The sequence below is a fragment of the Clostridium sp. DL-VIII genome, assembly GCF_000230835.1.
In the GTDB taxonomy this organism is placed as follows: Bacteria; Bacillota; Clostridia; order Clostridiales; family Clostridiaceae; genus Clostridium.
Map to the genome: position 1 here is coordinate 5929297 of NZ_CM001240.1, position 14057 is coordinate 5943353.

The window sequence follows — 14057 nt, forward strand, 5'->3', positions numbered from 1 at the left end:
TTCAAATTCCAAATTAATTTCCATTAATTAGGAATGTAAAAAGATAAATAACAAGTCCAAAGTTGCAACAGATATTCTTCATAAGTGATAGCTAAATAAAAAAAGAGGACTAACTCCTCAAATCAATATAATTTGAAAATAGAAAATCCTCTTTTTATTTCATACCTTATTTTTTCTGAATTTATTTTTACTTTTTCCCTGCATTTATTAAGTTATATATAATAACAGCTGCTTCACCATTATTTATATCATGAGTTCCGTTAAAGTTACCATTTGTACCCTTAATTATATTAAGAGCATAACTCATTGCCGCATATCCTTTGTATTTTTCATCTATATTATCTTTAAATGGATTATTAAATATTTCAGGATGAATAGCTACATTATCGTATCCTAAATATCTTATAACGAATTTCGCTGCCTCTTGATTTGAAACAAGAGAATTAGGAGCTTTTTCTTCCTTTTTAATTACTCCATTTTTTATAAGCATATCATAAAATTCATCATCGCTATTATAATTATCTTTTACAGGTGAATACATATATTTGAAGAAATTAATTTGGGTAATACCCATATTAGCATTAAATTTGTCTCCATCAATATAATATCCATTATCTAAAAGAGCTTCTACAGGTTTTTCGCACCATTGTCCCTTTATGTCTGTGTATTCTGGTAACTTATTTTCTTTATATGCTTGTCCAGTAAAATCTAATCTTATTCCGCTTATAGGATCAACAATGTAATTATCATTATTATTAAAATTATATACAAGCCCTATCTTGTCTTTATCTACCTTGGTATATTCTAAGCCAAAACCAGCTAAGTCTTTCATTTTATTGAATGCAGCTTCTTTGCTTATTGCTTGACTGACATCTGGGAATGACAAATTATCATCCCAATTATTATCATATCCTACAACCTTACCATTAGTTTTATTAACATCAACTCGTAATGAATTATCTTCAAATTCTATGCCATTTACCTGACGTACATATTTAAAAGAGAAAATATCTCCCTCTGGCTGGATAGTTCTTATTTTCAAAATAATAGGGTCTTTGCTATCTTCATATTTAGTTTGTGCATACTTATTAGGAGCAATTTTTTGCAAAAAGTTCTCTGCTATATTTTTTCCATATGTCTCTGATATAGTTTGATTAGCTGTATTATTATTATTATAAAGATGTAGAGAAATTACTTCCCCAGATTTAGCATCTACTTCACCATAGGCATTGTCAAAGGAGATTCTCCAGGTGTAACCATCGTTAATATAATTTTTATTTAACGATGAATCCGTAACTTTCATATCAGCTGTTATCATATCAGACGCTTCCCTAAGAACACTTTCTGCTTTTTCCTTAGTAATGAGATTTGATACATTATTAATTGCATCAATTTCTTCTTGTGTCAATGCCTGTTGACCTCTAAACAGGCTATTTTGAGAAACATCTGCTGTTACTCCCTCTGCCTTATCAGCATATATTGGACTATCTTTAAATGGTACTATAACTTGTCCGGTTTTTGCATCAATGGCCTTATTTTCATTACTATCTATAGAATATCCTGCAAATATATCCATTTTCTTTTGCTTATCATCATAATAAGAATAATATTTTAAGCTAACTCCTAATTTGTCCATATAAGCTTTCTCTGCTTCATCCTGACTAAGAACACCATCTAAACTTGGATATTCCATTCCTTTAATCTCTGGATTTTCCCCATTGAAAGATGTAACTTCGCCACTATATTTATTTACACCAATATTTACAGTAACGAAATTTACTGGAACCTCATTTATAAATTCTTGATAAGTGAAATTATATTCATCCCCTGAATAATCAGTATAATTGTTATTAATTGCTTTCATTTGCTCCGAAGATGAAGGAATTACTTTATCTAAAAACTTTTCTGCTTCTATTTTAGCTTCATCCTTTGTAACCTTTGCAAGTCCATTAGAATTTTCATCACTAACTGATTTATTATAGTTATATAAAAAGCCGTCTTCACCAACAGATGCAGATATATATCCATTTTTGCCTTCTTTTTCTGACCAATTAAGCATCCAAACTCTAACTTTTCCATTAACCGTATCTTGTTCGCTTAAATTATGTGTAAACTCAGAATAATCATCTGGAACCGTTATAATATTTTTAGCTGTAACGATTGCTTGCTCAAGACCTTTACTATCCTCTTCTGCTCCGAAAACTGGAATAGAAATACTTGATAGCATTAAGCAGATTGTTAATATTCCGCTTAAAATTCCTTTCCTTTTCATAAATTACACCCACCTTCATATTTCTTTATTTATATTTTACATTATATATATCAGCATTGCTTTAAAAACTCATATATATTTTTCCTTCACTATTAATACTATTTACTAAAGGAAAATGTTGCATTAATTATTACTTTTTATAAAAGATTTTCTTAGACAAATTTTCTTATAATTATTTGTTATATTTATTTAAATCAAGATAATCAGCTTTGCAGGTGCTTTCTTGACCCTAAAGCATAAAAAGATAGAGTTAATAATTGCGATATCTACAACTATTAACTCTATCTTTTTGTAAATGCTATATTATATTAACTTGAAGTTTATTAACTATTTTATTAGAGTTCAAAGCTCTTTGGCTCTCTCTGATTTTTAGTATGGATGGGCAAACAACCCTTATTAAAATATTACTAAAAATAATATCTCTTTTTTTATCACCAGGATTCCTATTATAAATGCTATGCATGTCTTCAATATAATTTATAATATCTCTCTTGGATTCCAGTTTAATTTGTATCTCCCTGCTGCATTCATTCCAAACTTCAGATAGCTTTCCCCACCATAAAATTCTCTGTGCCTGCTCATAAAGTTCATGGCAAATAATATTTTTTCTAAATGCCTCATTATGAGGAAATGTAAAGAAATCACATAAATAATGACTCAGCATTCCTAATTTTATTGAAATATTTTCATTAACCTTTATCTTATCATATGCTAGCTCATCAATCATTTTTAAGACAATATCAAAGTCTTCACTTTTTTCATGTTTAGTCATTCTGTATTTAGGGCTAAAATCAGGCAGCATATTTCCATAAATAAAAGACTTAATAGTAATACCTAAATACCCATTATTAATTAATTCCTTACCCAAGATATATCCTATTTTGCCGTGAAGTAATGTATCCATATTACTAACTCACACCCTTTTTATATAATTATAAAAAAGATAGGTTAAATAGCTATTATCTTTATGTTATTTTTTGTTAAATCAAATCTAATTATCTTTAGTACCATCTTTTCTTATTTTCATATATTCTTCAAGGGTTATATTTCCATGATCTTTTAATGCCCTTATAAGTTCATCCTCATGTATTATTCCCATTAACTCCATATCATCATTTAGAACATAAAATGTATTGAACTTATTTTTATCAACTAGAGTTAATACATTAACTAAACCCTTTTTATAATGGACAGAAATAGATTTATTTTCTATATAGTTATATTTTTTTAATCTTCTTATCTTCTTAAACATATCCCCCATTATTATATACATAGTTTTTTCTCTCTCAACAAATGTTGCATATGTGATTAATATAACTGCAAGAAATAAACTTATGTTTACTTTATGTAATAAAATTATTATACTAAATATTACAAACATTATTCCTGAAATAATAAAACTAAATGTTTCAGTAATTTTTTTTGCTTTTTTATATAAAAATTTTCTTGATAATAATATTTCAGTCACTCTTGCACCGTCTAAAGGATATGCCGGTAATAAATTAAATGCACCTAAAGATAGATTTATAATCATGCTATTTCTAATAAATTCATATTTAAAATACTCATAAAAAAAGCCTGCAATAACAGCCATAAAAAGATTAAAAAAGGGCCCCGCTAAATATAATACTAATTTTTTTCGTTCATTTAACTCATCAATATCATTCAAATCAGCTTTGGCACCTAATATACTAATATTAATATTATTAAATTTACATCCAAATTTATTTGCAACTACTATGTGTGCAAATTCATGCAATATTACCCATAGAAAACTAAGAATAATATAACTCTTAAAATCTCCAAGCCACATTAATATTGATAATTCTAAAATCAATACTATATACCATTTTTTCATTTTCAACCCCTATAATATTGCTATATAAAAACGATTTAAGATATGCACGCAGGCAGTTATAATTAAGCGTATGGAAAAAGATAATAGATTCCTAATCCTATAATTCAATTTTGCATATCCTGACTATTCTTTAAGTACTCAATAAAACTTGATGCTCTTGCTTTTAAATTTTCTATTTTTAAGTCTTCAGTAGTAAAATTGCCCATCTTAAGATCTTTTCCTCTTACATTTCCCATTTGAATTGTATTGAATGCATCTATGCATTGATCATAATTAAAATTATAGCTTAAAGCCTGTTTGGATTTTATGTGCATCTCCTCAATTTGAGCTGATGGAATATACTTTAATGCAACAAAAAATAATAATAAGATTGTGGCTCCTGTTAGTTCACTAATTATCCGTTTTATTATAAAATTTGTTCCTGTAATATTTGTACTACCGCCATATATTGGTCTTATAGATCTGTCTTTCTTCCCAGTCCAGATTGAATATTTACCTTTATCTCTTTTTTGTTTTGTAGCATTATTTATATTCTTATAATAATTTTCATAAGCTGACCTATAACTACTCATAGAACACTCCTTTAAATTTATTATTATTTAATTATATTTTGTGCACAATAAAATTATGAAAATAACTTTTCTCTTTGCATTTGTAATTTATATTTATTTGATTGTGCCTTAATTTTAGGCTATGAAACTTATAAAAAAATAAGATTAATAATTTAATACTTACCCATAAGATTCTTTCCAAATCTTATAGTCTTGTAAATGAATTATTAATCTTATTTTTAATTTTAATTAAGATTTAAAAGTAAATCTTTTTCCTTCTCATCCCTACATTTATCACTAATCCAACTGTAATTACGGTTGTAAGCAAAGAACTTCCTCCATAACTTACAAGTGGTAAGGTTATACCTGTTATTGGTAATAGTCCTATTGTCATCCCTATATTCTGCAATATAGCAAATAGAAAATATGAAACTATCCCCGTACATATGACCGATCCAAAAATATCTTTTGAAGTTCGTGCTATCGCTATCATCTTATATATGAGTAACCCATAAAGCAATAATAATAAAGCAGCTCCAAGAAAACCCCATTGATCTGCAATTGCAGCAAATATAAAATCTGTTTGAACTTCTGGAACATTTTGAGCAGCATAAGTTGTAACTTCACTTTCACCTAAAGATGGATTAATTCCACGTATCCCTCCTGAACCTATAGCTATTAAAGACTGACTTAAGTGATACGTACTTGCATCATCAGCTTCTGGATTTAGAAACGCTGTAAATCTCATTTTTTGATATGGTTGTATAAATCCTGAATTCCAAACCAGTATTATTGCAAGTACTAGAGACATTAATCCTCCACCAATAATTCTTGTATCAAAGCCCATTGTATAAAATATTCCTAAAACTATAAAAAAGCATACCATGCTCATTCCCATATCTGGCTGATTTAAAATAAATATTACTGGTACTATAGCATAGAATGCTAGTGTGAAAAAGTTCTTAACATCATTTATCTTTCCATCCATGTCATCTAACTTTTTAGCTAACATGAGTATAATAGCTTGTTTTGCAAACTCTGATGGCTGTATATGAGCAACTCTAAGATTAATCCATCCTCTTGCACCATTTACAACAATTCCTATTCCAGGAACCATAGTTAATATTAGAAGTACAACCGTTGCCCAATAAAATATTGGAACATAATTAAATATTATTGTATAATCTATTGCTATAATTATATATAATCCGATAAGTGATAGCCCAAACCAGTACAGCTGCTGCCTGGCAGAATTTTGATACTGACCGCCTCTTGTACATAAGTATATATTAAATATACCATATAAAACTATAAGTATTAAAGAAATCAATATAGTCTTATCAATTTCCTTGATTAACCTTCCATCTAATTTTAACTGTCGAAACAATCTTTCACCTCCTAATTCTATTTATTTCAGTTAATGATTAACTCTAAAGCCCATCAGGCCTTATGAACCTCTAACCCTTAACAATAAAAAATCAAAATTATAATAAATATCCTTAAAACTCTGTTTTAATAATATTTATTTTTATGTAACTTAATTCATCTTAATTATACATTATTATCACTACATTCTCCATAATAATTGTACATACTAAATGAATCATAATAATTTTGTAATAATTTTAAGAATTTATTTATTATTTTTTAATGTTTATAGCAAAATAAATTATTATATTTATTAGTTTCATAGGAATAATATTATTAGTTAATTTTTTAAGTTTTATACTCTTTTAAATCTCTATTACTTCAATAATTATAAAAAAATATAAGATGCATTTTTAGAAAGACTTAATTCTTTAACTTTCTTAAAATAAATGCCTCTTATATTTTGATTGTTCCTTATCTTCCCCTTACATTTTTGATAGGAATGCTTGCTATCAATGCAGAAGTATTTTCACCTTCTTCATCACCGCTCTTATTTACTGATATTTCAACATCATCTACTTGTATATCAATATACTTAGAGATTACTTCCAAAATTTCTTCTCTTATTTTATCTATAATCTCTGGAGCAATTTCTCCTCTATCATGTATAAGAATTAACTTTAATCTATCTTTTGCAACCTCTTTAGGTGTTGGTTTATTGTTTAAATTCTTAAAAAAACCCATCTTTAATCCTCCCCTAATTGCGCTTAAATAGCTTCTTTAAGGAGCCTAAAAAGCCCTGATGTTCTTCAATATGTAAATTCATAAGCGGAACTTCTTCTCCCATAATCCTTCTTGCAATATTTTTAAATGCTTGTCCCGCAAATGCATTTTCATCTAATACAATTGGTTCACCTTTATTAGTTGAAATAGTTATATTCTTATCATCTGGTACTACCCCTAATAACTCTATTGAAAGAGTTTCTATTATATCAGATACATCAAGCATATCGCCATTCTTTGTCATTTCATAATTTAATCTATTTATAATTACTGAGTGATCATCTAATCCCTTCGCATCGAGCTTACCAATAACTCTATCTGCATCCCTAACGGATGTTATTTCAGGATTTACAACTATAATCGCCTTTTCCGCACCAATTACTGCATTTTCAAATCCCTGCTCAATACCTGCTGGTGAATCTATTAGTACATAATCAAATTCTTCCTTTAGCTCATTTACTATTTTAAGCATTTCCTGCGGACTTATATCATCCTTATCTTTTGTCTGAGCTGTTGGTAAAAGACATAAATTTTGAAATCTTTTATCTTTTATAAGGCCTTGCTTTAATCTACATCTTCCTTCTATTACATCAATTATTGTATATACTATTCTATTTTCTAAACCCAGTAATACATCTAAATTTCTAAGCCCTGTATCACCATCAATAACAACTACTTTTTTACCTAGTGATGCTAACGCAGTTCCTATATTAGCTGTAGTTGTAGTTTTACCAACACCACCTTTACCTGATGTTACCACTATAGATACTCCCATAAAAAAAATCCCTCCGACATTCTAATATATATATTTATTTGGTAAATACGGTTCAACTATTATTAACCCATCCTTAATCCTTGCCAATTCCGGATATTTTGGTTTTTCAGAATCATCTGGAGACATTGCTATAACATTTGCAATTTTTAATATCTCTGGCTGCAATGAAAATGCAGCAATTACTGCTTTTGTATTTCCATTAGCTCCTGCACTTACTTTACCTCTTATCCTGCCTAAAACAATTACATTGCCTGTTGCATAAACTTCTGCTCCACTATTTATGTCACCAATTATAACTATATTTCCTTGATAATTTATACACTCTCCACCTCTAACGGTTTTTCGTATAAATTTAGACCTTCCTTCGTATACACCTGAAAATACTCTGCTTTCTTTTTTATTTACTTGTTCCATTTCAGACTCTTTTTCTATATTTTCTAATACGATATCCTTCAATTCTATTTTGGTTAGCAAAGTTTCTTTAAGAGTTTCCAATTCCTTTTTGTTAATAGCTTCCAAAGCTATTCTCAAAATTAATGTTGTGTTTTTATAAAAGTGTTTTCCCTTAGAAAGCTTTTTTACTAATACTAAAAGCATATCGTCAAAACAAGAAAATTTCTCCATATTAATGGTTGTATTTATTCCATCTTTATTACCTTTTATTAAAATACCATCATTATTATACATTAATGACCTCCAATAAGTTTTGCAGGTTAAAATAGTTAAATTCTTTTGAAAATGGCTACCTACATAAAATTATAACATTATGCAAGCTATTTTCATACATTTCTTTCAATGATTTTTCATTAAATTTTGTAATAATTTATAAAAAAATCATAATTACTGGCAAATTAAAGGATATAAGTCTGCAACTTTGTCTAATGTATATTTTATAAATATCTCTCTTTCAAATTATCGTTCATTATTCAGAATTATTTAGGCACAATCAAAAAAATAATAAGTCCATCTGCTAGCCTATTTTCCATCATCCTGCGTCGGCAGATCGTACTAATAGGCTCGGCTATGATCACAATCCGCCTCCTTGCCTGATGAAAAATATGCATGGCATTTTGGACTTGTTATTTTCTTTCATGTGCCTTAGGCATAATCAAAAGAATAATAGTCCAGAAGCATGAAACTTTTGGTCTATTATTTTTTGATTATACCTTATAATACAACCTTAACATAATCGCTTATATTAATACTATCTTCTGTAACTTCACAATCAACTGCTAATATATTAACACCACATTCTTTCGCTTTTTTTAATGCTTCAGCAAATTCTTTATGCATTTTCACATTTGGTTCAAAATATAAAACGTCCTTCATTTGTATTACAAATATTATATAAGCATCATATCCATCTTGTATACATTCACAAAGTTCATTAACATGTTTAACACCTCTTTCAGTAGGTGCATCTGGAAATCTCACAACCCCATCTTCCTCCAAGGTTACACCTTTTACTTCTATGAATGCTTTTTTATTCTTTGTTTCAACATAAAAATCAAATCTCGAATTTTTATATTTAGTTTCTGGCCTTATTAGAGTAATTTCTTCAAATAAGTTTCCTTTTGAAAGCCATTCCAAAGCGACCTTATTAGGTACTTGCGAATCCATATTGATCATTTTATTTTCTTTTATAACTCCTATAAGAGAAAATTTAGTCTTTCTTTTAGGATTATTACTTTCCTGAACAAATACTTTAGCACTCGGAGTTAATAATTCTTTACATCTTCCTGTATTTTTAACATGACAAATTTCTATCTTATTATTAACTTCTATATGTGCTATAAATCTATTGGGCCTTGATATAAATTTACCTTCTAATATATTATTATATTTCATATTGTCCTCCATTAATTAAGGTACATAGGCATAAATAACAAATCCAAAGCTGCCATGAATATTTTTCATCAAGTAATGAGAGAAATCGCCCTCATATTATGTCTATTAAGCGAATTTACCTCCACAGCATAGCAGAAAATGGGTTAACAAATGGATTTATTATCTTCTAATTGTGCCTTAAGCAAAAAAATCTCTATTAGGTTTTATTATACAACATTTATTATTGTATACCCTAATAGAGAAAATTAACTTAATTAAAAAATATATAATTTATTTTTTTAATTGTACCTTAATCCTTTTTAACTACAACTTTATCTTGAGTTGCAGCAGTGTTACCATTGTTACTATTATTGCTAGTATTATTTGCTGCTGTTTGTGAAGCATCCGCATTTTGATTATACGGATTGCCTAAAACATATTTTTTCCACGTATCCGATGATGAAGTATACTGTGTATCATTTTGCAATTGATCCCTAAAATAAGAATCATAAACTGCTTTTACTACTGATGCAATATTACTACCATGACCTCCATCAAATACGACTGCTGCCACAGCTATCTGTGGATCGTCTGCTGGAGCAAAACTTACATAAGTTGCAAAAGGTTCTCTACCCTTTTCTAATTGATCATCAGCAAAATCGGCTGTACCAGTTTTACCAGCTGTTTTAATTGGATATCCAGCAAATGTAGCACTACCTGTACCGCCTTCTTCATTATTAACAGCTGTCATACCGTTTTTGATAGCTTGTTGGGTAGTTTTTGACATTTGAACTGTATTTAAAACTTCCGGTTTAAACTCTTGAACCACATTTCCATCACCATCTGTAACTTTATCTACTAAATGAATCTTATATCTTGTTCCTCCATTTGCAAGAGTTGATATGTATGATACTAGTTGCAATGGAGTAAAGTTATTCATCCCCTGACCTATTGATGCTGAAACAAGCGAACCTGGTGATCTTACTTGTCCTGGTGTATCATTAGTTGCAAACTGAGCTAATTCTTCTGCAATTATTCCAGCCTGAGAATCAATATTTACATTTCTTCCAGATATACTTGCTTTATATTCATCTGAATTATTCATAAAATCTAGGACATCTTTTTTAATATCCTTTGCGAAGGCATCGTGGCCTACTGCTTGCGGATTATCAGAATCCTTATCTATAGCATCTTTAACTTTACTTTTAATTGCCTGCTTAGCTGCTTTAAGTACATCACTATCATTATCAGAATCCTTTATATCAATTGGAATAAAGGATACTCCATTATATTGACCGCTACTTAAAAAAGCAATTATATTATCTGTAGACATTGATAAAACTAACTTTTTATTGTCAGTAAAATTATAAGTCTCACCGAAGCTGTCTCCTATTTCTATTCCTGTTGATTTCTTTGAATTACCATTTGGATCAACTCCCATTCCAAACTGCCAAGCATATTTAGCAAGGGAATTTAGTGCTTCAACATTATTAGCCTTACCTCCTGCCTGTATATACATTCTAGTCGCAGTTTCATAAAAATAAAAGTTAATAGATTCTTCTATAGCTTTTGTTAAATTTATATTTCCCTGGGGAGCGTCTAATCCTCCTGGTTTAAAAGCCTTACCAAAAATCTCTGGATGAATATTAAATACACCTGTATCATCTATCATTGTATCAGGAGTTATTACTCCAGATTCCAAACCTGCTACCGCTGTAAGAGGCTTAAATGTTGAACCAGGTGGAATTAATGCCTGAGTCGCATAATTATACGTTGGTTTTGGATATAAATCATACGGATCTGTTCTAGCTCCATTTCTTACTGGAAATAAATCATCAACAGTTTTATTAAGTCCCATTCTTTTAATAAATTCCTGCCCAAACTTTTCCAGATCAGGATTAAAATAGTCCTGATACTGTTCAGGTGTTAATTGTCCAGGAACTGTGAATAAATTAGGATTAAAATTAGGATAACTTGTCAAAGCTAATACCCTTCCTGTTTTAACTTCGACTGCAACCAATGCTCCTCTAGTTGCATTTGCAAGTCTATTTCCTTTATCATCCCTGCCATTAGCCTGCATATCAGCAATTTTATCAGCTAAAGCTTGCTCAGCTGCATATTGAATATCTCTGTCTATCGTAAGATGTACATCATCTCCTGGATATGATTGAAGTTCAAATAACTTTTGAGTAACAGAACCTTGGGAGTTAACTTTAACTGTAGTCCCACCTTTAACACCTTTTAATTGATCCTCAAAAGCAGATTCTATTCCAGATTTTCCAACTAAATCTGATGAAACATCATACCCCTTAAGTTCATAGGTTGATTTTTGTGTATCATTAATTGAAGACACATAGCCTAAAACCGAAGATGCCAAATTATTATATGGATATGATCTTATTGGCGCCGAACTTACATTTATTCCAGGTAAATCATAATTCTTCTGCATGACTATTAATGCTGTGTCTTTTTTGATATTTCCTGCAATGGTTACTGATTTATATCCTTTAAAACTTTGCATCTTTATTAAATCTTTTATAACCATAAATTTTCTAATGTCATTTAAAGAATATCCCTGTTTTATAATCTCATCAGTCAATTCCTTATCGGTCATATTATCATATATCTTTTTCTTATCCTTTGATGATGCATAATCTGGATCGACAAGTCCAATTAATCCATACTCTCTTACTAAAGCATAAAAGGAATCTTCTGGTGTGAGCTGTAAAAGCTTTTTATCTAGCTCGGCACTTTGTTCATCAGATAATTCTTCAACATCTTTTAGATCTTTATCCTTATTTTTTAATATATCATTTAGACCTCTATCTTTTTTAAATCTCAATTCTTCCGCATTTTGTGATTCTTTATCACTCGTTTTATAATCAAAATATATATTATTATTATCATCAATCTTTAATGATAATGTATCTTGAATCTTCTCTCCATTTTCGTCTAATATCTTGAAAAGCTCTTTCATTGTTGTATAAAACTGCTTTTCTACATCATCTGTCTTTGTATATGTAAGAGTATATGTTTGTATATTAGTGGCTAAAGTGTTACCTTTGTCATCATATATTTTTCCTCTTGGAGCTGTATCTGCTATAAATCTTGTTGATGTTACATCAGCTTTATCTTTATATTCTTCATAATTAAACACCTGAAGATATATCAGCCTAAAAATAATTATTGAAAATATAGATGCCATAATAATAGTTAAAACAGTATATCTTGAAGTTCTTTTTTTCTTTTTATTTGTTGGTTTATTTACTATCATTTAAACCTCCATCTTTGCTTTGAATACTCGTCATCATAAAATTTTATCACTAACTTATATACAAAAAACATTACTACTCCATTATATATACCCATAAAAACACTTCTTGGAAGCTGTATTTTTATACCTAATAAATAAAATATAAAGGCTACTCCAATATATTTTAAAATTGTAATAAAAAAGATTGAAATCACAGGTATTAATCTCTTATGTTTTATTATAGATGCTCCTATTAGACTTGCAAAAAAACATAACAATAAATTTAATAAAGAATTTACTCCAAATCCATTAAAAAAGAAAATATCTTGAAGCACTCCACTTACAACTCCTATGAATACAGCCTTTTCTTTTCCTAGAACCAATGAATAAGCAATAGCAAATGTAAATAATAAACTTGGATAAGCACCATTTATCGAAAAAAATGGTACTAATGAATTATCTAATATAACTAACCCTATAGAAACTAAAATTATAATTAATTTTTCCATTTAAAACCCTCTAATTGTATTTAATTTCTTTTGTATCTTTTGGAGATACAATAAATAATTCTTGTAATTTATTAAAATCTACATATGGTTTTACTACTGCATTTTTCATTACTTTTACACTATCTTCTTCCACTCTGATTACTTCTCCAATTCTAATGTCCTTTGGATAAAGCATACCAACTCCAGACGTAGTTATAACATCTCCTTCTTTAACATCAGAATCCATTGGTAAATCATATACCTTTGCTAAATTTCCATTTTGCTTATCTTTAAAACCTTTTATATATCCAGTAACATCATTGGTTCTTTGAACCATGACACCTACGGAGATATTTTCATTAAGCAGCGATTGAATTATGCAAGTACTATCGTCTACACTTGTTACTTGTCCTACCAGCCCCTCAGCTCCTATGACAATCATACCCTTTTGAACATTATCCTTCTTACCTTTATCAACAATATATCCGTCTAAGAAATTTCCACCACTATAGCCTTTAATATTACATGCTATATAGTTGTAATTATTTCTTTCTTGCTCAAAATTTAAGACTTGCCTTAATCTATCATTTTCTTCTTTTAAATTTGCATAAGAAGTCAATTCATTTTCAAGCTCTGCATTCTGATCTGTCAGCTCTTTATTTTGAGCCTTTACTTCAGAGAAATTCAAGAAAAAATCTAAGGTTTCTTTAACTCTATTAGTTCCACTATATAAAATACTTTGAACAGGATTTAAAGTACTACCGGCACCACTTTCAATAATACTCCTATTTTCCCTCTTAGCAGAATATACTATTAATCCTAAAAAGCTAACTGACAGCACTATAATAGTTACTGCCAGTTTATTTCTAAGAAGCTTCATCT

General features: G+C 29.1%; 12 protein-coding genes. All 12 read right to left on the reverse strand.

Annotated elements, in window-relative coordinates:
* Positions 1-187 precede the first annotated feature (187 nt).
* The 12 genes from CDLVIII_RS26940 to mreC all read right to left on the reverse strand — a co-directional run bounded on the left by CDLVIII_RS26940 (position 188) and on the right by mreC (position 14055).
* On the reverse strand, positions 188-2272 hold the full coding sequence (locus CDLVIII_RS26940) for a YcdB/YcdC domain-containing protein (RefSeq protein ID WP_009172651.1): 2085 nt from the start codon (positions 2270-2272) through the stop codon (positions 188-190).
* 298 nt (positions 2273-2570) lie between these two features.
* Positions 2571-3176, reverse strand: a complete 606-nt coding sequence (locus CDLVIII_RS26945; protein ID WP_009172652.1) for a zinc dependent phospholipase C family protein — start codon at positions 3174-3176, stop codon at positions 2571-2573.
* Positions 3177-3263: 87 nt separating this feature from the next.
* Entirely contained in the window at positions 3264-4130 is an 867-nt protein-coding gene (locus CDLVIII_RS26950) for a M50 family metallopeptidase (protein ID WP_009172653.1), read from the reverse strand.
* A 104-nt stretch (positions 4131-4234) separates the two neighbouring features.
* The gene (locus CDLVIII_RS26955) at positions 4235-4702 is read right to left on the reverse strand and encodes a hypothetical protein (RefSeq protein WP_009172654.1); all 468 of its coding nucleotides are present in this window, start codon (positions 4700-4702) and stop codon (positions 4235-4237) included.
* Positions 4703-4937: 235 nt separating this feature from the next.
* Positions 4938-6068 carry a rod shape-determining protein RodA gene (rodA, locus tag CDLVIII_RS26960; protein ID WP_009172655.1) on the reverse strand — a complete coding sequence of 377 codons (1131 nt, stop codon included), beginning with the start codon at positions 6066-6068 and terminating at the stop codon, positions 4938-4940.
* Positions 6069-6523: 455 nt separating this feature from the next.
* Positions 6524-6793, reverse strand: coding sequence for a cell division topological specificity factor MinE (gene minE / locus CDLVIII_RS26965; RefSeq protein WP_009172656.1), 270 nt, complete (start codon positions 6791-6793; stop codon positions 6524-6526).
* 13 nt (positions 6794-6806) lie between these two features.
* A complete protein-coding gene (gene minD / locus CDLVIII_RS26970; RefSeq protein WP_009172657.1) occupies positions 6807-7607 on the reverse strand; it encodes a septum site-determining protein MinD in 801 nt (266 codons plus the stop codon).
* A gap of 21 nt (positions 7608-7628) precedes the next feature.
* Positions 7629-8294 carry a septum site-determining protein MinC gene (gene minC, locus CDLVIII_RS26975; protein ID WP_009172658.1) on the reverse strand — a complete coding sequence of 222 codons (666 nt, stop codon included), beginning with the start codon at positions 8292-8294 and terminating at the stop codon, positions 7629-7631.
* A 480-nt stretch (positions 8295-8774) separates the two neighbouring features.
* Positions 8775-9455 (reverse strand): DNA/RNA nuclease SfsA, encoded by a 681-nt coding sequence (sfsA, locus tag CDLVIII_RS26980; RefSeq protein ID WP_009172659.1) that lies wholly within the window; start codon positions 9453-9455, stop codon positions 8775-8777.
* Between the two features lie 289 nt (positions 9456-9744).
* A complete protein-coding gene (locus CDLVIII_RS26985) occupies positions 9745-12708 on the reverse strand; it encodes a penicillin-binding transpeptidase domain-containing protein (protein WP_009172660.1) in 2964 nt (987 codons plus the stop codon).
* Positions 12705-13196 (reverse strand): rod shape-determining protein MreD, encoded by a 492-nt coding sequence (gene mreD, locus CDLVIII_RS26990; protein ID WP_009172661.1) that lies wholly within the window; start codon positions 13194-13196, stop codon positions 12705-12707. The genes CDLVIII_RS26985 and mreD overlap by 4 nt, the downstream gene beginning before the upstream one ends.
* Positions 13197-13206: 10 nt before the next feature.
* Positions 13207-14055: a rod shape-determining protein MreC gene (mreC, locus tag CDLVIII_RS26995; protein ID WP_009172662.1), complete on the reverse strand. Its 849-nt coding sequence runs from the start codon at positions 14053-14055 to the stop codon at positions 13207-13209.
* Positions 14056-14057: the final 2 nt, after the last annotated feature.